Consider the following 26,006-nt stretch of genomic DNA (forward strand, 5'->3'; position numbering starts at 1 on the left):
CCGCTCCCGCCAGATTTTTCATAGCATTTCATCCGATGAAGATGACATTTCATCGGATGAAGTGAGGCTCATGACGAAGAGGCTGGGACTGATCCACACCTCCGCGACCCTGGTCGACGTGTTCGCCAAGCTGTGCGCCGAGCACCTGCCGGGAGTCGAGACCTTCAACATCGTCGACGACAGCCTGATCAAGAACACCATCGCCGCCGGTCGGCTCACCCCGGGGACCGCCCGTCGCGTGGCCGGCCACATCGGCTCCGCGGAGGCGGCCGGGGCCGACCACATCCTGGTGACGTGCTCGTCGATCGGCGCCGCCGTGGAGGCCGCCGAGCCGCTGACGGGCGTGCCGGTGACCAGGGTGGACCGGCCGATGGCCGACCGCGCCGTCGCCCTCGGCCGCCGGATCGGCGTGCTCGCCACCCTGTCCACCACCCTCGACCCCACCGCCGACCTGGTACGCCGTCGAGCGGCGGCCTCGGACAAGGAGGTCTCGCTGACGGCCAGGGTGTGCGAGGGGGCGTTCGAGGCGCTGATGGGTGGGGACGCCGCCACGCACGACGCGCGGGTGGCCGGGGCGCTGGCCGCGCTGGCCGCGGAGGTGGACGTGATCGTGCTGGCCCAGGCGTCGATGGCCCGCGTGGCCGGTACGGTCGAGGCCCCGGTCCCGATCCTCGTTAGCCCGCCGCTCGCCATGGAGCACCTGGCGGCCGTGCTGTGAGCGGCGAGCTCACGGTCGCGACGTACCGGGTGCTCACCCGCCTCCCGCTGGAGCAGGCCGTGAGCGCGATCGCGGGGGAGCAGAGCACCGGCACCTTCGTCAGCGTGCGCGGCGAGACCGACGAGTTACGCGCCCGCCACAGCGCCGTGGTGCTGTCCATCACGGAGACCCCGCCCGGCTCCGAGCCCCTGCCGGGCGCGATCGGGGACGGGCCTCTGACGGCGGCCCTGGTCAGGATCGGCTTCCCGCTGGCGAACACCGGTCCCTCGCTCACGAACCTGCTCCCGGTGGTCGCGGGCAACCTCTACGAGCTGCGCGAGCTGGCCGGGCTCAAGCTGGTGGACCTGGAGCTGCCCGACGCCTTCGGGGCGGCGTACCTGCCGGCGGGGTTCGCCGTCGAGGGCACCCGGCGGCTGGTCGCCCGTCCCGAAGGCGTGCTGATCGGCACCATCGTCAAGCCGAACGTCGGGCTGCGCCCCGCCGACTACGTGGACCTGGTACGCGAGCTCGGCCTGGCCGGCGCCGACTTCATCAAGGACGACGAGGTGAACGCCGACTGCCCGCCCGCCCCGCTCCCCGAGCGGATCCGCGCGGTGACGGCCGCCCTCGACGAGGTGGAGCGGCGGACCGGGCGGCGGCCGATGTACGCCTTCAACATCAGCGACGAGCCCGACCGGATGCTGCGCAACCACGACCTGGTGGTGGCCGCCGGCGGCACCTGCGTGATGGTCAACCTCAACGTCGTCGGCCTCCCGGCCGTCGCCATGCTGCGCCGGCACGCCAGGGTGCCGATCCACGGCCACGTCACCGGCATTGGGGCGCTGGCCCGCCACCCGGGGCTCGGGATGGGGCACGTGGCGTACCAGAAGCTGGCCCGGCTGGCCGGGGTCGACCAGCTGCACTGCGGCGGGTTCCACAGCAAGTTCTACGTCACGGACGACGAGGTCGCCGCCACGGTGGCGGCGGTCCGGGAGCCGCTGCTCGGCGGCTTCCCCTGCCTGCCGGTGCTGTCGTCCGCCCAGTGGGCCGGCACCGCGCCCGTCGCCCTGGACCGTACGGGGACCACCGACCTGCTGGTGCTGGCCGGGGGCGGCGTGCTCGGCCACCCGGACGGTCCGGCCGCGGGGATCACCAGCATGCGCCAGGCCTGGGCGGCCTCCGTGGCGGGCGTGCCGCTGGACGACGTGGACGAGCCGGAGCTGCGCGCGGCGCTGAAGCACTTCGGCGGGGTGATCCGGAAGTGACACGGAAAGGGGTGAGCCGGCCGTGACGTCGTTCGCCTTCGTCGCGGACGACTTCACGGGGGCGACCGACGCGTTGTGGCAGTTCAGGCGGTTGGGGTTGACCGGCTCCCTGGTCACCGACGCCGGCAGCCTGCACGACGCGTACGACGTCATCGGGATCGCCACCACCGCCCGGGCGTCCGCGGACCCGGTGCCGGTGGTGCTGCCCGTGCTCAAGGCCGTGGCGGCGCTGCGGCCGCTGGTCATCCAGTACAAGGTCTGCTCGACGTTCGACTCCTCGCCCGCGCACGGGAGCATCGGGGCGGTCATCGCGGCCCTCCACCGTGAAGGGCTGGCGCGGGGCCCGGTCCCGGTGCTCGCCGCCCAGCCGGAGCTGGGGCGTTACACGTGGTTCGCGAACCACTTCGTACGCTCGGGCGCCGAGGTCCACCGGCTCGACCGCTACCCGCCGATGCGCGACCACCCGGTCACCCCCGCCTCGGAGTCGGACCTCCGGATCCGCCTGGCGGAGCAGGGCGCGGGGCGGGTCGGCTGGCTGCCCGCGTCGCCCGCGCCGTCGGAGGAGGCGTACCGGGCGCTGGGGGAGGACGCGGCCTTCGTGGCGGACGCCCAGACAGAGGAGCACGTCCGCGCGCTCGGCCGCCTCCTGCTCGCCGACGCGGGGAGCCGGGGCGGGCCGCTGTACTGCGTCGGCTCCGGCGGCCTGAGCCACGCCCTCGCCTCCGCCCACGTGGCGGCGGCCGGTGCGGGGCGGCGGCGGGAGCCCGAGCCGCTCGGCCCCGCCACCCCCGTGCTGGTCGTGTCGGGCAGCCGCTCTCCGATCACCGCCCGTCAGATCGACGCCGCCGAACGGGCGGGATGGCGCGTGCTGGACGCCGCCAGCGGGCTTCGAGGCGCGACAGGCTCCTTCGCGGGGCTCCTCGCCGAGGTGGCGGAGAGCCTGGGGGAGGGGCGCCACACGATCGTCCAGTCGACCCGCGGCCCGGCCCGGGACCCCGCGGCCATCGGGGACCTCCTCGGGCGGATCGCCTCGGTGGCCGTCCGGGCCGGGCTGGTCGGGCGGCTGGTGGTGGCGGGCGGCGACACCTCGGGCCAGGTCGTGGCCGCGCTCGGCGCCCGCTCTCTGGACGTGGTCGCCGCGCCGGCGGCGGGTGGCCCCGTGTGCGTGCTGTCCTCCGGCGACCCGGCCTGCGACGGGCTCGAGGTCGCGCTGAAGGGCGGCCAGGTGGGCGGGGACGACTACTTCCTCCGCGCCGCCGCCGGCACGCCGCCACCTTGACCGACGGGCGTGCCGTCGTGTCGGTCGTCTCCGGCGTACGACTTCGGGAGTATGGACGGCGTACGCGGTGCACTCCTCACGGCGCAGTCCGGGACGAGCCCAGCACCTGATGTCCTGAGCCCCCCGCGCAGGGCACCGTGGAGTTCGGAGAGACGGCCGCGAGTAGGCGAGGGAGTGGAAGTCATGATGTATCCGGATCTGCAGGGCAAGGTAGCGCTGGTCACCGGCGGCTCCGGGGGGATCGGGCGGGAGACCGCCCGGGTGCTGGCCGAGCAGGGCATGCGGGTCGTCGTGAACGGGCGCGACCCCGGCGCGATCGAGGCGGCCGTGAAGAGCATCGGCGGCGGGGCGCTCGGCGTCGCCGCCGACACCACCGACTTCGCCGCCGTCGAGGAGATGCGGGTGGAGGTCGAGCGCAGGATCGGACCCGTGGACGTGCTGGCGATCTTCGCCGGTGGCGGGACCGGGGTCCCGCGGCCGATCGACCAGACGAGCGAGGAGGACTGGCACGCCACCATGCACGCCAACCTCACCTCGACGTTCCTGGTGATCAAGGGCTTCCTGCCGCGCATGAGAGAGCGGCGCAGCGGGTCCATCATCACGATGTCGTCGCTGGCGGCCCGCACCGCGACCTCCGCCTCCGTGGCCTACACGGTGGCCAAGGCCGGGATCATCGCGCTGACCAGGCAACTGGCGCACGAGCTCGGCCCCACGGGCATCCGGGTCAACTCGATCGCGCCTTCGACGATCATGACGGACCGGCTGGCGGAGCGCATGCCGCAGGAGTACCAGGAGCGCATGCTGGCCGAGCACCCGCTCGGGCGGCTCGGCACCCCGCTCGATGTCGCGAACGTGACGGCCTTCCTCGCCTCCGACGCCTCGTCCTGGCTCACCGGGCTCACGATCGACGTCGCGGGCGGCAAATGGATGCCGTGACTACCCCGGGGGCGGCGCGGACAAGATGGTGGTGAGCGTGGCGAGCAGTTCCGCGGTAGGGTCCGCGGCCGGTCCCGGGCTTCGCCAGGCCACGAACCCGTCCGGTCGCACCAGCATCGCCCCTCTCGGCCCGAGGCCGTGCCGAGCCGCCGCGCCGTCGGTCTCCAGCCGCCGGGCGGTCACCGGCATGGGCAGCTTGCCCGCCGCCGTCACCCAGCCCTGGCCGTCGTGGCCGGTCAGCAGGACGAAACGGTCACCGTACAGGTCGATGGTGGATCGCTCGCCGGAGCCGGCGAGGGGGAGGTGCGGAGCCCTGGTGCCGGGCTCTCCGCACAGGCCGGAGACCTCCACCGGCGCGGTCGCCTCGCTCGCGCCGCCGATCACCGCCGTCGACCGGTAGCGGTGTCCCATCATCACGGTCGAGCGGTCCACCGGCACCTCATCGGTCGCGGGCAGCCGTTCCAGGCGGGACCGGTAGCGCGCGAGCGCCTGCCGCAGAGCGAACTCCGCGACCGGGCGGCGCTCGTCCTCGTACGTGTCGAGCAGCCGCTCCCCGGCGTGACCGTGGACGACGGCGGCCAGCTTCCAGGCCAGGTTGTGCGCGTCCTCCACGCCCACGACACCGCCGAATCCCCCGGTCGGCGGCATCAGGTGCGCCGCGTCGCCGATCAGGAACACCCGCCCCTTCCGATAGGCGGCCGCCACGGCCGCGCCGACCTCGAAGCGCAGGACGGTCCTGGCGGTGCCGGGTATCTGCGGCCGGAGCGTCACCCGCGCCTCCGGCAGGCCGGCGGCGGCGCGTACCAGCTCGACGCATTCGTCCTCGTCCGGCTCGGCGCCGTCCGGATCGTCCGTGGTGCCGAAGACCCACCGCTGTCCGGTCCGGTCCAGCGCCATCAGGTACGTCCTCGGCCGGGGCCGTTCGAGGAAGGCCATGTGCACGGTACGCCCGGCCAGCGCGGGGCGGAGGTCGGCCTCGACCATGAGCGTCAGCAGGCGGAAGAAGTCGACCGGCCCCTCCATCGGGATGCCGAGCCCGTCCCGGACCGAGCTGCGCCCGCCGTCGGCCGCGACGACATATCGGGCCAGGAGCCGATGCCCGGTGCCGTCGAGATCGCGCAGGTGCGCCTCCACCCCGCCCTCGTGCTGGGTGAGGCCGCGTACCTCGGTGCCGAACCTGATCCGCGCGCCGAGCTCGCGCGCCCGGGTCCGCAGCAGATCCTCCACCCGGTTCTGATCGATGGGCGTGCCCGAGCAGGGGCTGAAGGCGGCGGTTCGCGCGGCGTCGTCCTGCTGGTCCACGGGGAGGTGCCGGGCGTCGGCCAGCGTCTCCGCGCGGATGGCCACGTATTCCGCGGAGCTCGCGAAATCCACCCGGTTCTCCCGGATCCGGGACTCCAGACCGACCTGCCGGTAGATCTCCATGAGGCGCGGGACCAGGCTCCGCTGCCTGGGGTGGCTCAGCAGGTCGGGGTGGCGCTCGACGAGCGTGCACCGTACGCCGTGCCGGGCCAGGAACAGCGCACAGGACAACCCGGTCAGGCCGCCCCCGACGACCAGCACCTCGGTGTCGTGGGACTGGAGCATCGGATGACCCCCCGTTCGTGTCGTTGCCCGGGCCAGGCCGTGGCCTGATCACGCAGGATCAGGCCACGGTGTGAGTGATCAGTACCAGTACCGCATGGCGCACCTCCTTGACTCGCCGCTGCCGTCCGCCGAGGTCCGGCGGACGGTTCCGAGGCCCGAACGGCGCCCGGCAACCTGGCAGGTGGCCGCGGGACGTCCACGGGGGGCCTCGAGCTCAGAGCCGGGCGATCAGCGTGCCCTTGTCATCGAGCGGGGTCACCTCGCCGGCGACGGCCGAGCCGCCCACGGCGGTCAGGCCGGCCGCGCGCAGGTCGGCGAGCACGTCGGCGGGCCGATGGAGGTGGTAGTCGCATTCCACGGTCTCGGTGGCCACCAGGGTGTCGCGGTGGTAGGTGCGGTAGACGCGCCGCACCCCGGCCAGGTCGGGGCCGAGCGGCCGGACGGCCGACGACAGGGTGTAGCGGCACTCTCCCTGGTGCGCGCCGCGCAGCTCACGCTCGGGATGGTCGGGTACGGCCTCGTCCGTCAGCATGTCCATGGCCAGCACGCCACCCGGCGCGAGGTGCTCGGCCAGGCCGGCGAAGAGCGGCCGGCGCGCCTGCGGCGGCACGTCCTGCAGCACGGCGGCCAGGTAGACGTAGTCGAAGCGCCGGTCGAGAGGGAAGTCCGGCGCGGCGCCGGCCAGCACGGTCACCCGGTCCCGCAGGTCCGGCCGCGCGGCCAGCTTGGTCATGAGCACCGCCCGCATCCCGGGGGAGGGCTCCAGGCAGTGCACGCCCGCCGCGCGCCCGGCCACCGCCAGGGTCATCCGGCCGGTACCCGGGCCGATCTCCAGCGCGTGCCCGCCGGGCGGGGCCAGGTCGGCGAAGAAGGAGACCAGGGCGGCTGATCGCGGGCCCACGTGCAGGTGGTCCCAATGCGCTGCCACCACTCCGTACGGGTCGGCGGTGGATGAAACGGTGAGCGCCACTTACCTGTCCTTTTTCATCGTGGCGGGAGCACCCCGGCCTGCTCGGCGCGGCGCAGATAGTCGCCAGTGGTGTTCGCCACGGGGAAGGGCATGTCCGGCACGTCGACTCCCAGGGCAGCGCAGAGCGGCTCCCAGCCATGCGACGGCTCGACCTCGACGAGCCGTCCGGGCGGCACGTCCGCGCGAACCTTGTCCAGATGGGCCCGGTAGACGTCCATGGCGTGGTCGCGGTCCTCGAACCGCCCGGAGAACGTCCCCTGCCAGACGATCTTCTCGATGACCTGGTCCCGGACGGCCGTCTCCTGGCCGGCGGGCCTGGTGCGGTACAGGGTGCGGCTCATGCTGGCGTACCACGAAGCCGGATCCCGCACGATCAGCAGGACCTTCGCCTCGGGAAAGGCGGCTGCCAGGTCCCGCCAGTAGAATGCCGCCGGCCAGGCGATCGTCGAGCTGAAACCATCGAGCAGTTGTTTCCAGTCGGGTTTTCCGCCGTCGGCCACCCGGAGCCATTCCCGGGCATGCTCGGGGGCGGCGAAAAGCTCTTTCATGTAATGGCAGGGGCCGAATCCGAGGGTCTCCAGCGCTAATCGGACCGAAGAGGTCCCGGTCCGCCCGAACGAGGCTCCGACGACCTTCAGCACGTAAACCTCCTTCACTGAAGGGCAACCTCGAAACGCTCAATGCTGCGGGCGGTCAGGTTCGGGAAATATGTCGGCGCGCCGAGCGCCCTGATGCCCGGATAACGCTCGGCGAGGACGCGGAGCACCACCCGGGTGAAGATGGCTGTAAAGGGGGAGCCGAGGCAGGACTTCGGACCCCGGCCGAAGCCGAGATGCGGATTGGGATGCCGGTCCAGCCGCACCGTGTCCGGGTCGGGGAACCGCGCGGGGTCCCGGTTCGCCGCGCCCAGGAACAGTGTGACGGCCTGTCCCGCGCGCACCGTGGTCCCGCCCACCTCGGTGTCGCGCACGCACGCGCGGGCGACCGCCTGGATCGGGGAGGCGTAGCGGACCAGCTCGTCCACCGCGCGTGCGGTGTCGGCCTCGCCGAACCGCTCCAGCTCGGTGGCCCGCTGGTGCAGCAGGGCGATCGCCACCAGCCCGAGCAGCTTGCTGCCGGAGCTGTAGCCGCTGAACAGCAACCCCCGCACGGTGTTGGCGACGACGTCCGGGTCCACGCCGCTGCCGGCCGCCCGCCGCGCGATGGCGCCGACGACGCCGGAGGGCGGCGGATCGGCGAGCCAGCCCTCGACCAGCACGGCCAGCTCTTCCTGCGCGGCCACTACGGGTCGCGCCCGCTCGGGCCACAGCCCGGCGTCCATCCCAGCGACGATGTCCCGGGCGGCCCTGCTGGCCCAGGCCGGATCCGGCATCGGCACGCCCAGGTACGCGGAGGTCGTCGACAATGCCAGCGGTTCGGCGAATTCCGTGAGGAACTCGAACGACGGGCGGTGCGCGAGACCGGCCAGCAGCTCGGTCGTGTGCCGCGCGATCATCTGCTCCAGGGCCGGGTGGTCCTGCTCGCGCAGCGCCTCCATGAAGAACCGGCGGACCACGGTGTGCTCCGGCGGGTCCAGGGTCAGCATGTTGATCGCCCTTGGCGGCATCGTCTCACCGACGCGGCGCCAGTCGGCGGCGAAGTTCGCACTGTCCTTCAGCACGGAGACGCAATCGTCGTACCGGCTGAAAATCCATGAGTTAAGTCGGTCGTAGAAAAAGGTGGGTCGTTCCCGGCGGAGGATTTCGTACCAGGGATAGGGGTCGGCAAGGAGTTCGGGAGAGGCTAGGGAGATAATGGGGTCGTGGTCAACAATTTCCGACAAGAGGCCCCTCTAACCGGCTGTCCAGCCTAATCAGACTCAAGCTCTCTAGAGAGATGATCCCTCGCGACCGGGGTGCTGTAAAGGGCGTCAACTCGACACAGCACCGCGAATTCTCTCGGTGAGTAAACCGGTGCCCACGGTGACCTTTTCCGGTGCCCCGGGCCGGTTTTTCGCGGGCCGCGGGACGGTGGCGCCCCCTCGCTGACCGGCCGCGACCTGCCTCGTACGGGCCTTCGTCGGCGGGATGCCGGCGGCGGAGGGTTGGGGGAGCGCCCGAGCGGGGTACGGGGGGTGCCGTCAAGGTGGTGTCCGAACTCACTTGACGATGAGATCAACGTGAAGTGGATCACTTTGCGTAGTCGCAAATTTATGTCCGGGTTTCGTGACACAACCCCCCGGATGGATCCCGAAAAATCCGCCTAAATTGGGACGTTTCCGCAGGTCAGATGGGGTGTGGTAAGCGATCGTTCCGGTCATGTCGATCTATTGCGAGTGACCTTACCGTTATGTCGGACGGTTTCTGACTGTTACATCTTTGCTTATATTCTGCGCGTTGATCGCCATCTCGTGGCAAGCGGTTTTTGCACCGCGAGACGGGTTTTCGTTGCGGGGACGCCACTCCGGCCCGGACGTGCGCGCCCCCCGTCAGCGCGAACGGAGAGTAATGGGCAAGTACCTGCTCCGCAGGTTGGCAATAAATGTGGTCTTGGTCGCCATCGCGGCGAGTCTCGCGTACATGCTCGCGGCCACCACCATGAACCCGCGAGCCGCGTATCAGGCCCGCCAACCTCCCATCGCCGAGTCGGTGATCGACTCCACGCTGGACGCCTACAACATGAACGACAAGGTCCCGGTGCTCGTGCGGTACGGGACCTGGGCGAAGGGCGTCATCACGGGCGACTTCGGCAAGACCTGGAACGGCGGCTCGGTCAATGACGAGATGGGCCGCCGGATCTTCGTCAGCCTCCGGCTGCTGCTCATCGGCACGCTGGTGGGCTTCGCCGTGGGGGTGGCGTTGGGTGCGATCTCGGCGGTGAGGCAGTACAAGTTCAGCGACCGGTTAATAGGCGTCAGCTCTTTCGTGATCATGGCGATTCCGGTGTTCGTGCTGGCCACGGTGCTGGCCATCGCGACGTACAGCCTCAACGACGGGCTCGGGTTCACGCTGATCGAGTACACCGGCGAGTACAACCCGAAGCTGGCAGGCTGGGACCTGTTCCTCAACCGGCTGAACCACCTGATCCTGCCCACGATCTCGCTCAGTCTCGGCTCGGTCGCCTTCTACAGCCGCATCCAGCGCAACATGATGCTCGACGTGCTGGGTCAGGACTTCGTCCGCACGGCGATGGCCAAGGGCCTGCGGCGCAGGACCGCGCTCACCAAGCACGCGCTGCGCACCGCGCTGATCCCCTCCGCCACATACTTCGCCTTCGCGTTCGGCACGATGTTCACCGGTGCCACGTTCACCGAGAAGATCTTCGCCTGGCACGGCATGGGCGCCTGGCTGGTCGAGTCGGTCAACTCGAACGACGTCAACTCCGTCGCCGCGGTGACCTTCTTCACCGCCGTGTGCGTCCTGTTCGCCGCGTTCCTGTCCGATGTGCTGGTCGCGGCCCTCGATCCTCGGGTGCGGGTGAGCTGAGATGCGTTCGAAAGTCGTCCTGCGGCGCCTGTTCCGCAACAAGCAGGCGCGTTACGGCATCGTCGCCCTGTTTGCGCTGGTCCTGCTGGCGTACGTCGGCCCCTACTTCGGCTCGTACGACTGGACGGACAAGGACTTCATGGCCTTCCTGTCGGCTCCCGACGCCGACCACTGGTGGGGCACCACCTCGATCGGCCAGGACATGTACGCGGTCACGCTGCGGGGCATGCAGAAGTCGATCATCATCGGCCTGCTGGTGGCGCTGATCGCCACCGGACTCGCCGCGGTCGTGGGCGCGTTCGCCGGATATTTCGGCGGCTGGGCCGATCGGCTGCTCATGTGGTGGGTCGACCTGCTGCTGGTTCTCCCGAGCTTCCTGATCATCGCGATCGTCTCGCCGAGGCTGAAGGACGCCACCTGGCTGTGGTTCGTGGTGCTGCTCGCCGCGTTCTCCTGGATGATCACCTCCCGGGTGGTGCGGAGCATGACGCTCGCGCTCCGCGAGCGGGAGTACGTCCTGGCCGCGGTCTACATGGGCATCCCGCGCTGGAAGATCATCTTCCGGCACATCGTCCCCAACCTGTCCTCCTTGCTGATCATCGACGCCACGCTCAACGTCAGTGGCGCGATCATCGGCGAGGCGGCGCTGTCCTTCTTCGGCTTCGGCATCCAGCCGCCGGACGTCTCGCTCGGCACGCTGATCGCGGAGGGCTCGCGCAACGCCACCGGTTATCCATGGCTGTTCGTCTTCCCGGCCGGCCTGCTGGTGGCCATGGTGCTCGCCGTGAACCTGATCGGCGACGGCCTGCGTGACGCACTCGACCCGGGGAGCAACTCGTGAGCATCTTGGAGGTCAAGGACCTCACCGTCACCTTCCCCGGCGGCATCGAGGCCGTGCGCGGCGTCAGCTACGAGGTCGAGCGCGGGGAGGTGCTCGGCATCGTCGGCGAGTCCGGCTCCGGCAAGTCCGTGACCTCGCTCGCGGTCATGGGCCTGCTGCCGCGCAACGCCGCGGTCAGCGGCTCGGTCAAACTGCACGACCGCGAGCTGCTCGGCATGGACGAGGACGAGCTGATCAAGGTACGCGGCAAGGCGATCAGCATGATCTTCCAGGATCCGCTGTCGGCGTTCACGCCCGTCTACACGATCGGCGACCAGATCGCCGAGGCCGTGCGCGTCCACCAGAAGATGGGCAAGGACAAGGCCGCCAAGCGGGCCGTCGAGCTGCTCGACCTGGTCGGCATCCCGAACCCGAGCCTGCGGGCCAAGGCGTTCCCGCACGAGTTCTCGGGCGGCATGCGGCAGCGCGCGATGATCGCCATGGCCATCGCCAACGACCCCGACCTGCTGATCTGCGACGAGCCGACGACCGCGCTGGACGTGACCATCCAGGCGCAGGTGCTGGAGGTGCTCAAGACCGCGCAGCGGGAGACGGGCGCCGGCATCGTGATGATCACCCATGACCTGGGCGTCATCGCGGGCATGGCCGACCGGGTGCTGGTCATGTACGCGGGCAAGCCGGTCGAGCAGGGGCCGGTGGACGACATCTACTACCGGCCGCGGATGCCGTACACGATGGGTCTGCTCGCCTCGATCCCCAGGATCGACGGCGAGGAGGGGCCGCTCGTGCCCATCGAGGGCAACCCGCCCTCGCCGTCGGCGCTGCCGCCGGGCTGCCCCTTCGCGCCGCGCTGCCCGATGAAGGTGGACATGTGCGACGACGAGGAGCCGCCGCTGACCCCCTTCGGCGGTGGCCGTCACGTGGCGTGCATCCGCTCGCACGAGATCGAGCACAAGGGCCTGACCGGGGCCGACGTGTTCCCCGTGCCGGTCATCCCGCCGAGCGACGTGGTACGCGTGCCGCGCGCCGAGCGCGACACGGTGCTCGAACTCGACGACATGATCAAGCACTACCCGCTGATGAAGGGCGCGGTCTTCAAGCGCCGCGTCGGCACCGTGTTCGCGGTGGACGGCATCAGCTTCGACATCGCCGAGGGCGAGACGCTGGCCCTGGTCGGCGAGTCCGGCTGCGGCAAGACCACCACGCTCCAGCAGATCATGCAGCTCCAGCCGCCGCAGGGCGGGCGGGTCGTGGTGCTCGGCAAGGACAGCGCCAAGATCGACTCCGGGGCGCGCAAGGCGCTCAGGCGCGACCTGCAGATCGTCTTCCAGGACCCGATGGCAGCCCTGGACCCGCGCATGCCGGTCAGCGCCATCATCGCCGAACCGCTGCGCGCGCACGGCCGGAAGAACGTGGACGCCCGGGTCGCCGAGTTGCTGCAACTGGTCGGGCTGTCGCCGGAGCACGCCGACCGCTATCCGCAGCAGTTCTCCGGCGGCCAGCGCCAGCGCATCGGCATCGCCCGCGCGCTCGCGCTGGAGCCGAAGCTGCTGGTGCTGGACGAGCCGGTGTCGGCGCTCGACGTCTCCATCCAGGCAGGTGTGATCAACCTGCTGGAGGAGCTGAAGAACAGACTGGGGTTGTCGTACCTGTTCGTGGCCCACGACCTGGCGGTGGTCAGGCACCTGGCCGACCGGGTCGCCGTCATGTACCTCGGCAGGATCGCCGAGATCGGCACGGTCGAGAACGTCTACGACCATCCAGCCCACCCCTACACGCAGGCGCTGCTGTCGGCGATCCCGCTGCCGGACCCCGAAATGGAGCGAACCCGGAAGCGGATCCTGCTCGAAGGCGACCTGCCCAGCCCGGCCGACCCGCCATCGGGATGCCGGTTCCGTACTCGCTGCCCCAAGTTCGCCCTGCTCAGCGAGGCGGAGCGACGGCGGTGTGTGGACGAAGAGCCCTCGGTTGCTCGGCTCGCGAACGCCGTTGACCACGGCGCCGCCTGCCACTACGCGGAGGAGATCGAGGTCATCACGGCCTCGGACGATCAGGAGGAAAAGTGAAGGTTCGTTACCGTGCGGCTGCGGGCATCGCGGTCCTGGCCATGGCCGTCGCGGCCTGTGGCGGAGGTGGCGGTGCAGCCAAGAAGCCGAGTGCCGAGCAGTCGCAGCAGGCTCAGCAGAAGATGGCGGAGACCCCGTCGATCAGCATCAACCCGGTCGCCTACGACCAGGTCAAGGACGGCGGCACGCTGACCCTCCCCATCGGGCAGTGGCCCAGCCAGTGGAACATCAACCACGTTGACGGCAACCAGGCCGACACCGCGGACATGCTCGACCCGATCATGCCGCAGCTGATGTTGTCCGACGACAAGGCCAACTTCACGCCGAACCCTGACTACGTGACCGACGTGAAGAGCGACACGTCCTCGGGCAAGCAGGTCGTGACCTACACGCTCAACGACAAGGCCAACTGGTCGGACGGCACGCCGATCACGTGGAAGGACCTCGAGGCCGCGTGGAAGATCAACAACGGCAAGGACAAGAAGTACAAGCCGGCTTCCACGGACGGCTGGGACAAGATCGAGTCGGTCACCAAGGGTGACTCCGACAAGGTCGCCGTCATCACCTTCGCCAAGCCGTACCTGGAATGGCAGGGTCTGTTCAACCGGGGAACCAACCACCTTCTCCCCGCCGCGCACATGATCGACCCGGACAAGTACGAGAACGACTACAAGCAGAAGATCCCGGTCACCGCGGGTCCCTTCAAGGTGGAGAAGATCGACGAGGGCACCAAGACGCTCACCCTCGTGCGTGACGACAAGTGGTGGGGCAAGAAGGCCAAGCTCGACAAGCTCATCTTCCGGACGATCGGCGACCCCGCCGCCGCGGTGAACGCCTTCGCCAACGGCGAGCTCGACGCCACGGACATCGCGGCCGGCGCCCCCGCCGACCTGAAGCGCGCCAAGGAAGTCCCCAACTCGGACATCCGCAAGGCGCTCAGCCCCAACTGGCGGCACATCACGGTCAACAACCAGAGCGCGCTCCTGAAGGACAAGTCCATCCGCCAGGCCGTCGCGTACGCGATCAACCGTGACGTGATCACGCAGTCGGACCTGAAGGACATGGACTGGCCGCTGCAGACGCTCGGCAACCACGTCTTCATGAACAACCACAAGGCCTACGTCGACAACTCCGGCGACATCGGCAAGTACAACCTGGACAAGGCCAAGCAGCTGCTGGACGCGGCCGGCTGGAAGCAGGAAGGCGACTACCGGAAGAAGGACGGCAAGGAGTTCGACCTGAGCTTCGTCATCCCGGCGGACACCCCCGTCGCGAAGACGGAGGGCGAGCTCACGCAGGCCATGCTCAAGGAGGCCGGGATCAAGATCACGGTCCGCCCGGTCCCCCTTGACAAGTTCTTCACCGACTACATCATCAAGGGCGACTTCGACCTGGTGCCGTTCACGTGGATCGGCACGCCGCTGCCGCTCGGCGGCCTGCCGCAGATCTACAAGACCGGCTCCGAGAGCAACTTCCCCAAGAGCAACGACCCGGAGCTCGACAAGGCCATCGAGGCCGTGGGGAACGAGACGGACCAGACCAAGGCCTACGAGCTGGCGAACGCCGCCGACAAGATGATCTGGGACCTGGTGCACACCATCCCGCTGTACCAGCGCCCGGAGATCTGGGCGACGAAGAAGACGCTCGCCAACTTCGGCGCTCGCGGCTACAAGTACTACGACTGGTCGGCGGTCGGCTTCACCGGCTGATCCCCGCCCGCACGGAACCCCCGGCCGCTCCTCGGCCGGGGGTTTCCCCATTTATCCAGCGTCATGGGCGGGCGGCCGCCGTAGCGCTCGATGCTCTCGGTGACCCGGTAGAGCGGGTGGTCGCCGGAGCCGATGAGGCGGAAGATCGCCCACAGGTGCGTCAGATGCTCGACCGTGTACGGGTCGCCGTAGACGCCCAGCGCCCGCGCCTCCCACTCCTCGGGCGGCAGATCGGCGTACGAGAGCCCGAGCGCGTCCGCCGCCTCGCCGATCGTCGCCATCTGACCGGTCACCAGGCACACCGGGTCGGCGGGTCCGGGGTCGAGCAGCAGCCCGGCGGCGACCCTGGCCACGTCCTCGCCCGCGACCAGCGGGATCCGCGTGTCGCGGGGCCCCAGCGGGAGCGCCAGCGTGCCGCCCGAGGCGGCGACGGACAGGTTCTCGAAGAAGACCGCGGCCCGCAGGTGCACCGCGCCCACCCCGGCCCAGTCGAACACCTGCTCCGCCACCCAGTGCCGGCGCATCCGCGGCGTCAGGGCCCCGGGGGACGCATCGAGCTGCGACACCTCGACGACGCGCGCCACCCCCTCCTCCCTGGCCGCGGCGGCGAACACGCCGGTCGCGTCCAGCAGCCCCGCCGTCACCGGATAGGTGAAGAACGCCCTGCTGATCCCGCGCATGGCGGGCCGCACCGACGTGATCTCCCTGAGGTCGCCCACCACCACCTCGGCCCCGAGCTTGCGCAGCTCCTCGGCCCGGTGGTCGTCGGAGTGCACGAAGGCGCGCACCGCCTCGCCGCGCTCCAGCAGCAGGTTCGTGACGTGCCGGCCGGTCGAGCCCTGCGGGCCGCCGGCCGCGCCCGTGACCAGGATCATCGCTCCTCCTCCTTGTCCGGCTTCTTCGGCAGGGTGAGGGTGAACAGGCCGAGCCGCTCCAGGTCGCGCAGGAACGGCTCCGCCGGGAACGCCTCGGCCGGGCCGTACACGCCGGGACTCCCCGGGGCCGCGGCCAGGCGGACGGCGGCCTCCACCGAGGTCAGCGCGCTCATGCGCCACAGATCGCGCCCGCTGACCTGCCCGGCCCTGCCACCGTCCGCGGTGATCACCTGCGCGGCGACCGTGAACGCGGAGCCCGCCCGGGTCCCGGCGTCGGCGTCCTCGCTGCTGAACACCTGCTCCTCCTGGAATGTGTCCGCCGTGAGCTGCGCCTCGACCATTCGCGCGCGTACGTGCCTGGGGATTGTGACGACCTCGGAGAACGGGACGGGGGCGATCATCGTGCGCGGACCGAGCGGCGGCGGGAACGGGAACACGGCGTTGCGCGGCTCGACATAGCCGACGTGCTGCTCGCCGTCGGTGTGGGTGATGCGCCGCGTGTCGGCGAACAGCAGCTCGGCGGTCTGCTTCGCCCCCGTGGTCAGCCGCCAGCCGGACACCGCGTAGGCGGCGATCACCCGTTCGACGTCCGTCAGGCCGTCGGCCACGGCGGCGGCGAGCAGGTCGCCCGTCCCGCCGTAGAAGCTCATCGCCGTGACCATGGTGATGCCCGCTCTCCTCGCGGGCTCCTGCATCGTGTCGAACATCCACTTCGTGTGGTGCTGCTCCAGGGCGTGGTCCACGTAGTGGCAGCCGCCCTCGGCCGCCGCCGTGGCCACGGGCTTGCCGGTGTGCGTGAACGGGCCCGCGCAGTGGATCAGCACGGTCGCCTGCTCCGCGAGCGCGCGTAACGCGGCGGGGTCGTCCAGCGGAGCCTGGTGCACGGCTGCCCCGCCGAGCTCGTCGGACAGGGCCTTGAGCGCTCCGCCGTCGCGACCGGCCAGGATGATCTCCTTGCCGCGGGCGCTGAGCTCCGCCGCGACCAGCCGCCCGGTGTGGCCGGTGGCGCCGTAGACGGCGATGCGCGGTGAGGACGAGGGGGACACGACTCACCTCCATGTTTCATACTGGCGGTACGTATGTGTTCTTTCGAAGTTACGTACCATGAGTATGCAAGTCAATGGGAGCACGGTAACCGGATCCCCTGTGTAAAAGACGGGGGCCTTCAGCGGAGATGCTGAGGCTCGTGTGTTACCAGCACCAGCCAACACCGAGACGGAGGCGACCGACGTTGGCTACGTTCCGCGCAGGACAGCAGACCCACCAGGCCGTGCTTCCTCAGCGGCCTGCTCTGGAACTCGGCTCAGCAGACAACCCCGGGATCAGGGACGAAACGGGGGCCGAGGGCCGCCGCAGGGCGGCGCCTGACGCGGGACATGTGCGAGAGGAGACCCCCGGCAGTTCGCCTGCCGCCGGGGGCGTCACCCCGAACCGCGAGGTTCAGGAGCAGGCACGTGAGTGCCACCCGTACGTGTTCGTGCTCGACAAGCACGGGCACCCGCTGCAGCCCTGCGCTCCGGCCAGGGCCCGTCACCTGCTGAAGAAGGGAAGGGCCGTTGTCCACCGGCACACGCCCTTCGTCATCCGCCTCAAAGACCGCACCATCGACTCCTCGGAAGTTGACGGGGTAGAACTGGGGGTTGACCCGGGTTCCAAGCACACCGGCATCGCGGTGTTCACTGCCCATGCTGGCGAGCGCCGCGGCAGGTTCGCGATCCAGCTCGACCACCGTGGCGCCACGATTCGGAAGAAGCTGGAGCAGCGGGCCGCCTACCGGCGCGGCCGCCGCACCCGAAACCTGCGCTACCGCAAGCCCCGCTTCGCGAACCGCACCCGATCTTCGGGCTGGCTGGCGCCATCCCTGCGCCACCGCGTGGCCACCACCGTCTCGTGGGTAGACCGGCTTACACGTTGGGCGCCGGTGCGCGCGGTGCACCTGGAGCTGGTCGCCTTCGACACCCACGCCATCGCCGTCGACAAGCCTCTGGAAGGCGTGGAGTACCAGTACGGCACCCTGCACGGAACCGAGGTCCGCGAGTACCTGCTGGCCAAGTGGGGGCGGGCCTGCGCTTACTGCGGCGGTAGCGGGGTGCCGTTGAACATCGATCACGTTCGCCCTCGAAGCAGGGGAGGATCCGACCGCGTCTCCAACCTCACTCTGGCCTGTGTAGCGTGCAACCTTGCTAAGGGAAGTCAGCCGATCGAGGACTTCCTCGCCCGCAAGCCGCAACTGCTGGCGAAGATCCTCGCGCAGGTCAAGACCCCACTCCGGGACGCCGCTGCAGTGCAGTCCACCCGCTGGGCTCTATGGCGGGAACTCGACGCCCGCCTCCCCACTCATTCGGCATCTGGGGGCCGTACCAAGTGGAACCGTACCCGAAACCACCTGCCCAAGACCCACACCCTCGACGCCCTGGCCGTGGGCAAGCTCGGTGCCATCACCGCAACCGTGTCCATGGTGCTGGTCGTCGGATGCACCGGCCGCGGCACCCACGCCCGCACCCGCACTGACAAGCACGGCTTCCCCCGTCTGCGCCTGCCCAGGCACAAGCAGTTCTTCGGCTATGCCACCGGCGACCTCGTGACCGCCGTCGTCCCCACAGGCAAGAGGCAAGGCACCCACACTGGCCGCGTCGCCGTCCGGTCCACCGGCAGCTTCAACATCACCACCGCCCACGGCACCGTCCAAGGCATCAGCCACCGTCACGTCCGCCTTCTGCAACGGGCGGACGGATACGCCTACACCTTCCAGGAGGAATCATGCCGACCGTACGCTCCTTCCTCCCCTGCCTGAAGGCAGAGGCCTCCACGGCGGCGATCTGATGGTTCGCCGTACCCAGGCAGAGCGATCGGACGAGACGACGGGGCGGCTGGTGCGGGCCGCGCGGGAGCTGTTCGGGGCTCATGGTTACGCGCTCACGTCGATCGACGCGGTGGCCGCAGAGGCCGGGGTGACCAAGGGCGCGGCCTACCACCACTTCAACGGAAAAGTCGCGCTATTTCGGGCGGCGTTCGTGGGGGAGCAGGAGGAGGTCGCCGCCGCGCTGGAGCGGGCGGCCCTGTCGGAGCCCGACCCGTGGGCGGCGCTGCGGCGCGGCTGCCGCACCTTCCTCGAGCGCTGCCTCGATCCGGGGTTCCGGCAGATCGTCCTGCTCGACGCGCCGTCGGTGCTGGGGTGGGAGACGGTCCGCGAGATCGAGTACGCCCACACGCTACGAGTCCTGCTCACCGGCCTCCACCTGGCCACGGCAGCCGAACAGCCGACCGGCCCGGATGCGGCGGTTGGGGATGTGGCCGACGGCGACAAAGCGGTTGCGGGTGCGGCCGATGGTGGTCTCTCCATGAGCGCACAGCTCGTCTTCGGTGCCTTGTGCGAAGGCGGCATGCTGCTGGCCCGCTCCGCCGACCCGGCGGCCGACCTGCCGCGGCTCGCCGCGGAGGCCGACCGCTTTCTGGCGGCGCTCAGGCCGTGATCAGCCGTGCGAGTCGGTGTGCTGAGCCTTGACGAAGGTCTCGCAGGCCGGACCGTTCGGCCCGCCGACGCGTACGGAGTTGAAGAAGTCGCGGAACGGGGTGTAGAAGTTGCCCTTCCCGCCGGCACTGGTCACGGCCGAGCAGCCGCCGTAGTTCGCCTCTGAGTAGAGGTGGATGGTCGATCCCGTGCGGTTCCAGTCGGACTTGGCACGGTCGGCCATGTTGAGGGCGGCCAGGTCGGGGGTGTTGCTCTGGATCTGGACGATGTCGCCGGTGCCGTCCAGGCCGGAGAACAGGCAGTAGTAGTTGGTGGGGCACCGGTCATAGCCGTCGGCCGCCTGCGCGGGAACGGCCGTCAGCGCCAGGGCCGCGGCGGCGATCGGTAATGCCAGAATGTGAAGCTTCTTGCCCAACGCTCCTCCATGGGTGAAACTTTCTTTCGGATCGAACATACAGGGCGGGATCTTGTCAGGAAAGAGGGTCGAACAACGCCGCACGCTAACCGTCGGGCCGTGTCCGTGCTGAGGTACTGCCCGCGTCGCCGTTGCGCTTGCGCCCTCGAGGTGTCCCTCCCGCCGCCGGGCTCGGTGTGCGGTCGGCGCGTCCTCGTTCCGCCGCTTGGCTCGAGGTTGTCGCCGTCGGCGGTGTAATCGGGCAGGGAAGGAAGGGAAGTGGAATGACATGGTGGGATCGAACGTGTGCACGATGAGTGACTGATCATGTACTAGAATGTGAACTGTGGCGCAGACCGTGAAGCGGGCGCCACCTCCAGGCCGCGTTCGCGAACTTCTTCGCCAGGCGGGCCAACTATCCGACGTTCAAATCGCGCAAGAAGTCGCGGGCCTCGGCCGAGTACGTCCGGGAATGGGCATGCGCTTGTGGCGCGATCCATGACCGGGACGTGAACGCGGCCCGCAACCTCTTGGCCGCCGGGCTGGCGGACAAGTAAAACGCCTGCGGAGCTGGTGCAAGACCTCAACGAGAGTCCTCTCGGGCGGGCGACCGGCGGTGAAACAGGAACTTCCATGGGTGACCGTGGGGACTCCCTCTCGTCTACGAGGAGGAGAAAGTCAAGATCTGGATGTTGGACCCGGCGTTGGAAAGCGCTTTCCTTCGGGTATTATCTGCACAACCTCACAGCCGGTAAAGCCGCGATGAAAGTTTCACGCCGCCCCCATCGCCCGGAGGCCGTGGATGAACAGCTCCAGGTGGCGCCTGGCGAGCGCGTGCTTGGCCTCGTCCGGGAGCGGCCCGGGGAGGGGGCGGGAGATCCGTACGAGCATGGTCGTGATGTCCATGAACGTGACGCCCTCCGGCAGTGTGCCCGCCGCGTGGGCGTCGGAGATCATCCGGCGTATGGCGCGGGCGGACTCCTCGCGGACGGGTGCCAGCAGCGGGTCGTTCGCCGGGTCCACCGCGTCGAGCAGGGCCGGGAGCACGGCCGAGACGCGCAGTTCGAGCGCCGCGCGCAGGTAGCGCGCCAGCGCCTCGAACGGGTCGCGCTCCTCTTCGGCCGCCGCCCTGGCCGCGGCGGCCGTCCTGGTCAGGGCGTCGAGTGCGACCGCGCGGAGCAGGGCGTCGCGGTCGGGGAAGCGGCGGTAGAGCGTGGCGCTGCCGACCCCGGCACGCCGGGCGATGTCGTCGAGCGGGACGTCGGGGCCGCGCTCGGCGACCATGTCGCGGGCGGCGAGCAGGATCTGCTCCAGGTTGCGCCGCGCGTCGGCCCGCATGGGCTTGGTCATCACACTCACCAGCATATGGGGGAAAACTCCCCGGTTGGGGTTGTGCCAGTTGCCGGTATCTGCCAGATTTAAATGGGGAGATTTTCCCCGGTTAAGAGAGGGGCAGATCATGAACAGTCAGGAGCAGGTGCTCGACCTCGTCCGCCGCTGGGCGCGGGCCGAGTTCGACGGTGACGCGGACGCCTTCGACGACCTCCTCGGCGAGGACTTCGCGGGAATCGGTCCTGTGGGGTTCAAGCTGGACAAACGGCAGTGGGCGGACCGGCACCGGGGCGACCTGAAGAACCACCACTTCGAGATCCTCGACCCGCAGGTGCGCCTCCACGGCGACACCGCGATCGTGGGCGGCGTGCAGGAGCAGCGCACTTCGGTCAGAGGACACGAGGTCAACGACTCGTTCCGACTGACCCTGGTCGCCGTCAAGCAGGGCGAGCGTTGGGCGATCGCCAACATCCAGCTCAGCGGTCCGCTGCAGGACCCGTCCGCGCCGCCGCCGTTCGCCCGTAAGCAGGGGTGAAACTTTCACCCCGTTTGCGCTGTTGAGGGTTGTGGGTGCGGGCTGGGCCCTGGGCGGCGGCAGCGGCGTGTTCTAGAGTTGTGGGAGCGCTCCCAATTGCGGCCCTCAACCCCTGGACGTGCCATGAGCAGCAGACAGTGGGCGATCAGGGCGGCCGTGCCGCTGCTCGTCGCCGCCGGACTGGTCGTTCCCCGCGCGTCCGCCGTGTCCTGGTATGGGGCCGCCCCCTACCAGGACCCGAGCCTTCCGGTGCCCACCCAGGTGGCCGACCTCATGTCCAGGATGACGCTGGACGAGAAGCTCGGCCAGATGACCCAGGCCGAGCGCGGCTCGGTCGTCAACTCCGACGTCACCACGTACCGGCTCGGCTCGGTGCTGTCGGGCGGCGGCTCCGCGCCGTCGCCCAACACGGCCGCGTCCTGGGCGGACATGTACGACGGATACCAGAACGCGGCCCTGGCCACGCCGCTCCGCATCCCCATCCTCTACGGGGCGGACGCCGTGCACGGCCACAACAACGTCGTCGGCGCCACGATCTTCCCGCACAACATCGGCCTCGGCGCCACCCGGGACCCCGCCCTCGTCGAGCGCATCGGCCGGGCGGTGGCCGAGGAGGTGTCGGGCACCGGCGTCGACTGGGACTTCGCCCCCTGCCTGTGCGTGGCCCGCAACGACCGGTGGGGCCGCACGTACGAGTCGTTCGGCGAGACGCCGGAGCTGCCCTCGTCCATGGCCACGATCGTGACGGGCCTGCAGGGAGCCACGCTGAACGGCCCCGCGTCCGTGCTCGCCACCGCCAAGCACTACGTCGGCGACGGCGGCACCACGGGCGGCGTGGACCAGGGCGACACCCAGCTGTCCGAGGCCGACCTGCGGGCGATCCACCTGCCGCCGTTCAGGGCCGCGGTGGAGCGCGGGGTCGGCTCGGTGATGATCTCGTTCAGCAGCTGGAACGGCTCCAGGCTGCACGGGCAGCAGTACCTGATCACCACGGTTCTCAAGGGCGAGCTGGGCTTCTCCGGGTTCGTGGTCTCCGACTGGAACGGCATCGACCAGATCGACGGCGCCCCCGGTACGTCCGCGCTCGACGTGCGCACCGCCGTGAACGCGGGCATCGACATGGTGATGGTCCCCACGGCCTGGCGCCAGTTCATCGACCTGCTGCGGGCCGAGGTCCAGGCCGGCCGGGTGACCACGGCCAGGGTCGACGACGCGGTACGGCGCATCCTCACCAAGAAGTTCGAGCTCGGGCTGTTCGAGAAACCGCTGACGGACCGCTCGTACACCTCGACCGTGGGCAGCGCCGCGCACCGCGCGCTGGCCCGCGAGGCGGTCGCCAAGTCGCAGGTCGTGCTGAAGAACACCGGCAACGTGCTGCCGCTCGCCCGCAGCGGCAAGATCTTCGTGGCGGGCCGGAGCGCGGACAACATCGGCTACCAGAGCGGCGGCTGGACGATCTCCTGGCAGGGCTCGTCCGGCAACATCACCCCCGGCACCACCATCCTGCAGGGCATCAGGAACAGCGCGGGCTCCGGCACGACCGTCACCTACAGCCAGGACGGCACCGGCATCGACTCCTCCTACCGCGTCGCCGTCGCGGTGGTCGGCGAGCCGCCGTACGCCGAGGGCCAGGGCGACCGGCCCGGCAGCCTGGGCCTGGACGCCGTGGACCTCAACACCATCGCGAACCTGCGCGCGTCCGGCGTCCCGGTCGTCGTGGTGCTGGTCTCGGGCCGCCCCCTTGACATCGCCTCCCAGCTGTCCAGTTGGAACGCGCTGGTCGCCGCCTGGTTGCCGGGCACCGAGGGGCAGGGTGTGGCGGACGTGCTGTTCGGGACCGTCCCGCCGACCGGCAAGCTGCCGGTGACCTGGATGAGCAGCGCGTCCCAGCAGCCGATCAACTCCGGGGACGGGAAGACGCCGCTGTTCCCGTACGGGTTCGGTCTGACGTACGGGCAGGGGGACTCCACCCCGCCCACCGCGCCCGGCACGCCCGCGGCCTCCGCGGTCACCTCCTCGTCCGCGACCCTGACCTGGGCCGCCGCCGGCGACGACGTGGGGGTGACCGGGTACGACGTGGTGCGCGTACAGGGCTCGACGGAGACGGCCGCGGCCACGAGCGCGACGGCCTCGGTCACCGTCACGGGGCTGGCGGCGGGCACGTCGTACACCTTCGCCGTGTACGCCAGGGACGCGGCGGGCAACCGCTCGCCGCGCTCGGGAACGGTGAGCGTGACGACGTCCGGCGGCGGCCAGACGGGCGGCTGCACGGCCGCCGCGACCGTGCAGAGCCAGTGGAGCACCGGGTACGTCATCCAGGTCGCGGTGACCAACACCGGCACCACGTCCCTGACCGGCTGGGGCGTCACGTTCACGCTGCCGCCCGGGCACGCGGTCACCGGGTCGTGGAACGTCACGATGACCACATCCGGCCAGGCCGTCACCGCCCGCAACGCCGCGCACAACGGCTCGCTCGCGCCGGGGGCGAGCACGTCGTTCGGCTTCCAGGCCAGTCGCCCGAACGGCGACACCCACCTGCCGTCCGGTTACGCGTGTGGGTGACGGCGGACCCGGACGCGTGTGGGTGACGGCGGATCGGCATGTTCGGTTACGCCTGCGGATGACGGCGGACCCGGTGCGTCCGCCGTCACCCGGGAGAGGTCAGCGGTCGACGTGCAGTTGACCGAACTCGACCTGCGGCGCGCTTCCGGCGAAGTTGCGGTCGACCTCGGCCCGCTCGGCGGCGCTCGGGTTCGCGTTGGTGCAGCTCACGGGCGCGCTCGACCCCGACATCAGGTCGGAGCACAGCCCGGTGCGCCGGTCGGGCAGGCCCAGGATGTGGCCGATCTCGTGGGTGGAGATGCGCAGCGGGTTGTAGCCCTGCGTGGTGGCCTGCCGGCCGATCCAGACCGTGCCGCGGCCCAGGCTGGTGGGCAGCGCGCGCGGCCAGCCGTTGTCGGCGTACACGACGAAGTCGGCGGGCGTTCCCTGGACGAGCCGGACGTTGACGACGCTGGAGTTCCAGAGCTGGGCCGCCTGGTTCACCACGGACACGAACTCGGCCGCCCTGCTCGCGTCGTACCTGACGACCCTGACCAGGGCCGCGGCCTGCGCGGGCGCGGTGACGAGCAGGAACGTGAGGCCGAGTAAGAGGGAGAGCGCGAGACGAAGGGGTCTGGGCACGGAGCCTCCTCCGGGAGTTGGGGGTGCCGCCACGGTATGCACGCACTCCGGCTCCGGGAGAGGTACCAGATTGCCCCTATCGCGGTGATATGGCGTGCGGGCCCTGGCCATCGCGGAAAGCAGGCGAATGAAAACTGTCAGTGGCCGAACGCATACTCAGAGCATGCAGGATGAGCCTCTCGAACTCGGCGAGATCGCCACCCCCACCTGGAATGTTCACAACGACAAGATGGCGGAGGTCGGTTTCCTGACCATCGCCAGGCGGCTGCCGTCGCTCGTGACACAGGCGATGCGCATGGCCTGGGGCGCGAGCCCGCGCGACACCCTGGCCACGATCACGCTCAACCTCCTCGGCGGCGTCTTCACGGCCTTCGGCCTGCTGGCGACCACCGGCGTCCTCAGCGCCCTCTTCAGCGAGGGCCCGACCCCCGATCGCGTGCTGGCCGCGCTGCCCAGCCTCGCCCTGGTCGGCGGCGCGGCCGTGCTGCGCACGACCGTTCAGGCGGGCGCGGGCTGGGCGGAGTCACGCCTCAACCCGCAGATCACCCGGCTGACGGAGGAGCGCCTGTACGGGCTGACCAGCCGGGTGGAGCTCGTGGCCTACGACGACCCCGAGTTCCACGACGCCCTGGAACGCGCCAGGAGCCGGGGCGCGGGCGTGGCCGACTCCGTGGTGTCGTCGGCCATCGACGTGGTCACGGCCGCGGTCGGCATCGCGGCCGCGGCCGGCGTGCTCGGCCTGCTCCACCCGGTGCTCCTGCCGCTGCTGCTGCTCGCCGTCCTGCCCGACGCCTGGGCGGCGGTCCGCAGCGCGCGCATGCGCTACGCGACCATGTACGGCCTGATCCCGGCCCGCCGCCGCAAGTGGATCATCGCGGAGCTGCTGGCCGAGCGCGAGGCCGCGGCCGAGGTGCGCTCGTTCACCATGCGCGGCTTCCTGCTGCGCATGTACGACGCGGTGGCCAGGGCCGAGCAGGACGTCCTGCTCCAACTGGCCAGACGCCAGACCGTCGCCCGCCTGGTCGGCGAGGCCCTCGGCGGCCTCGGCACCGCCCTCGTCTACGTCGCCCTCGGCGTGCTCCTGGCCCTGGCCGCGATCCCGCTGGCAGTGGCGGGCACCGCGGTCCTGGCGATCAGATCGGGCCAGAGCTCGCTGAGCAGTTTCCTGTACGCCACCAACCGCCTCTACGAGCAGGGCCTCTACTTCACCGACTTCCTGGAGTTCTGCGAGGACGCCGAGCGCCGCCTGACCACCCCCCGCCCGGCCGCGGCCCCGATCGGCTTCGACCGCATCACGGCCACTGATATCACCTTCACCTACCCCGGCTCCGAGGAGCCCGCCCTGCGCGAGGTCTCGATCGAGATCAAACGCGGCGAGGTCATCGCCTTCGTCGGCGAGAA

22 protein-coding genes and 1 pseudogene are annotated in these 26,006 nt (G+C 70.2%); 14 read left to right on the forward strand and 9 right to left on the reverse strand.

The genetic code is table 11. The features are described from left to right. The first annotated feature begins 70 nt into the window (after positions 1-70). The 4 genes from AB0L65_RS36900 to AB0L65_RS36915 all read left to right on the forward strand — a co-directional run bounded on the left by AB0L65_RS36900 (position 71) and on the right by AB0L65_RS36915 (position 4,177). Positions 71-718: an aspartate/glutamate racemase family protein gene (locus AB0L65_RS36900; RefSeq protein ID WP_364255210.1), complete on the forward strand. Its 648-nt coding sequence runs from the start codon at positions 71-73 to the stop codon at positions 716-718. Continuing rightward, positions 715-1,962 carry a RuBisCO large subunit C-terminal-like domain-containing protein gene (locus AB0L65_RS36905; RefSeq protein WP_364255213.1) on the forward strand — a complete coding sequence of 416 codons (1,248 nt, stop codon included), beginning with the start codon at positions 715-717 and terminating at the stop codon, positions 1,960-1,962. The genes AB0L65_RS36900 and AB0L65_RS36905 overlap by 4 nt, the downstream gene beginning before the upstream one ends. A 22-nt stretch (positions 1,963-1,984) precedes the next feature. After that, the gene (locus AB0L65_RS36910) at positions 1,985-3,241 is read left to right on the forward strand and encodes a four-carbon acid sugar kinase family protein (protein WP_364255216.1); all 1,257 of its coding nucleotides are present in this window, start codon (positions 1,985-1,987) and stop codon (positions 3,239-3,241) included. A 183-nt stretch (positions 3,242-3,424) separates the two neighbouring features. Then, complete coding sequence (locus AB0L65_RS36915) at positions 3,425-4,177, forward strand: SDR family NAD(P)-dependent oxidoreductase (RefSeq protein ID WP_364255219.1); 753 nt, start codon at positions 3,425-3,427, stop codon at positions 4,175-4,177. Here the strand turns inward: AB0L65_RS36915 and AB0L65_RS36920 are convergent, their stop codons facing one another. From AB0L65_RS36920 to AB0L65_RS36935, 4 genes are all read right to left on the reverse strand, one after another. Next, a complete protein-coding gene (locus AB0L65_RS36920) occupies positions 4,178-5,764 on the reverse strand; it encodes an FAD-dependent oxidoreductase (protein ID WP_364255222.1) in 1,587 nt (528 codons plus the stop codon). A gap of 214 nt (positions 5,765-5,978) precedes the next feature. After that, positions 5,979-6,734: a class I SAM-dependent methyltransferase gene (locus AB0L65_RS36925; RefSeq protein WP_364255225.1), complete on the reverse strand. Its 756-nt coding sequence runs from the start codon at positions 6,732-6,734 to the stop codon at positions 5,979-5,981. A 14-nt stretch (positions 6,735-6,748) separates the two neighbouring features. Next, a complete protein-coding gene (locus AB0L65_RS36930; RefSeq protein WP_364255228.1) occupies positions 6,749-7,375 on the reverse strand; it encodes a sulfotransferase family protein in 627 nt (208 codons plus the stop codon). Between the two features lie 11 nt (positions 7,376-7,386). After that, complete coding sequence (locus AB0L65_RS36935; RefSeq protein ID WP_364255231.1) at positions 7,387-8,394, reverse strand: cytochrome P450; 1,008 nt, start codon at positions 8,392-8,394, stop codon at positions 7,387-7,389. An 826-nt stretch (positions 8,395-9,220) separates the two neighbouring features. Between AB0L65_RS36935 and AB0L65_RS36940 the strand changes: the two genes are divergently transcribed. Genes AB0L65_RS36940 through AB0L65_RS36955 form a run of 4 tightly spaced genes read left to right on the forward strand, consistent with a single transcriptional unit; the run spans position 9,221 to position 14,814 of the window. Beyond that, on the forward strand, positions 9,221-10,198 hold the full coding sequence (locus AB0L65_RS36940) for an ABC transporter permease (RefSeq protein WP_364255234.1): 978 nt from the start codon (positions 9,221-9,223) through the stop codon (positions 10,196-10,198). 1 nt (position 10,199) lies between these two features. Next, positions 10,200-11,039 (forward strand): ABC transporter permease, encoded by an 840-nt coding sequence (locus AB0L65_RS36945; protein ID WP_364255241.1) that lies wholly within the window; start codon positions 10,200-10,202, stop codon positions 11,037-11,039. Then, on the forward strand, positions 11,036-13,105 hold the full coding sequence (locus AB0L65_RS36950; RefSeq protein ID WP_364255244.1) for an ABC transporter ATP-binding protein: 2,070 nt from the start codon (positions 11,036-11,038) through the stop codon (positions 13,103-13,105). Before AB0L65_RS36945 ends, AB0L65_RS36950 begins: the two co-directional genes overlap by 4 nt. Continuing rightward, positions 13,102-14,814, forward strand: a complete 1,713-nt coding sequence (locus tag AB0L65_RS36955) for an ABC transporter family substrate-binding protein (RefSeq protein ID WP_364255247.1) — start codon at positions 13,102-13,104, stop codon at positions 14,812-14,814. Before AB0L65_RS36950 ends, AB0L65_RS36955 begins: the two co-directional genes overlap by 4 nt. Here the strand turns inward: AB0L65_RS36955 and AB0L65_RS36960 are convergent. Beyond that, positions 14,781-15,689, reverse strand: a complete 909-nt coding sequence (locus AB0L65_RS36960; RefSeq protein WP_364255250.1) for an NAD(P)H-binding protein — start codon at positions 15,687-15,689, stop codon at positions 14,781-14,783. The two genes, AB0L65_RS36955 and AB0L65_RS36960, sit on opposite strands and share 34 nt — an antisense overlap. Continuing rightward, positions 15,686-16,735 carry a saccharopine dehydrogenase NADP-binding domain-containing protein gene (locus AB0L65_RS36965; RefSeq protein ID WP_364255253.1) on the reverse strand — a complete coding sequence of 350 codons (1,050 nt, stop codon included), beginning with the start codon at positions 16,733-16,735 and terminating at the stop codon, positions 15,686-15,688. Before AB0L65_RS36965 ends, AB0L65_RS36960 begins: the two co-directional genes overlap by 4 nt. Before the next feature lie 425 nt (positions 16,736-17,160). Between AB0L65_RS36965 and iscB the strand changes: the two genes are divergently transcribed. Beyond that, positions 17,161-18,483: an RNA-guided endonuclease IscB gene (iscB, locus tag AB0L65_RS36970; protein WP_364255256.1), complete on the forward strand. Its 1,323-nt coding sequence runs from the start codon at positions 17,161-17,163 to the stop codon at positions 18,481-18,483. 28 nt (positions 18,484-18,511) lie between these two features. Continuing rightward, entirely contained in the window at positions 18,512-19,162 is a 651-nt protein-coding gene (locus AB0L65_RS36975) for a helix-turn-helix domain-containing protein (RefSeq protein WP_364255258.1), read from the forward strand. Here AB0L65_RS36975 and AB0L65_RS36980 read toward each other — a convergent pair whose 3' ends face one another. After that, the gene (locus AB0L65_RS36980) at positions 19,163-19,576 is read right to left on the reverse strand and encodes a peptidase inhibitor family I36 protein (RefSeq protein WP_364255261.1); all 414 of its coding nucleotides are present in this window, start codon (positions 19,574-19,576) and stop codon (positions 19,163-19,165) included. It lies immediately after the preceding gene. A gap of 443 nt (positions 19,577-20,019) precedes the next feature. Between AB0L65_RS36980 and AB0L65_RS36985 the strand changes: the two are divergent. Continuing rightward, positions 20,020-20,109: pseudogene (locus AB0L65_RS36985) on the forward strand (zinc ribbon domain-containing protein); the annotation flags it as partial. Positions 20,110-20,326: 217 nt separating this feature from the next. Here the strand turns inward: AB0L65_RS36985 and AB0L65_RS36990 are convergent. Then, positions 20,327-20,905 carry a helix-turn-helix domain-containing protein gene (locus AB0L65_RS36990; RefSeq protein ID WP_364255279.1) on the reverse strand — a complete coding sequence of 193 codons (579 nt, stop codon included), beginning with the start codon at positions 20,903-20,905 and terminating at the stop codon, positions 20,327-20,329. A 109-nt stretch (positions 20,906-21,014) separates the two neighbouring features. Here AB0L65_RS36990 and AB0L65_RS36995 point away from each other — a divergent pair, with 109 nt between their 5' ends. Further along, positions 21,015-21,422 carry a nuclear transport factor 2 family protein gene (locus AB0L65_RS36995; protein WP_364255264.1) on the forward strand — a complete coding sequence of 136 codons (408 nt, stop codon included), beginning with the start codon at positions 21,015-21,017 and terminating at the stop codon, positions 21,420-21,422. A gap of 123 nt (positions 21,423-21,545) precedes the next feature. After that, complete coding sequence (locus AB0L65_RS37000; protein ID WP_364255267.1) at positions 21,546-23,984, forward strand: glycoside hydrolase family 3 N-terminal domain-containing protein; 2,439 nt, start codon at positions 21,546-21,548, stop codon at positions 23,982-23,984. Positions 23,985-24,083: 99 nt separating this feature from the next. Here the strand turns inward: AB0L65_RS37000 and AB0L65_RS37005 are convergent, their stop codons facing one another. Beyond that, positions 24,084-24,605: a snapalysin family zinc-dependent metalloprotease gene (locus AB0L65_RS37005; RefSeq protein WP_350733745.1), complete on the reverse strand. Its 522-nt coding sequence runs from the start codon at positions 24,603-24,605 to the stop codon at positions 24,084-24,086. Positions 24,606-24,768: 163 nt separating this feature from the next. Between AB0L65_RS37005 and AB0L65_RS37010 the strand changes: the two genes are divergently transcribed. After that, a partial coding sequence (locus AB0L65_RS37010; RefSeq protein ID WP_364255270.1) for an ABC transporter ATP-binding protein occupies positions 24,769-26,006 on the forward strand: 1,238 nt, incomplete at its 3' end.

The organism is Nonomuraea sp. NPDC052116, assembly GCF_040680035.1.
In the GTDB taxonomy this organism is placed as follows: Bacteria; Actinomycetota; Actinomycetes; order Streptosporangiales; family Streptosporangiaceae; genus Nonomuraea; species Nonomuraea angiospora_A.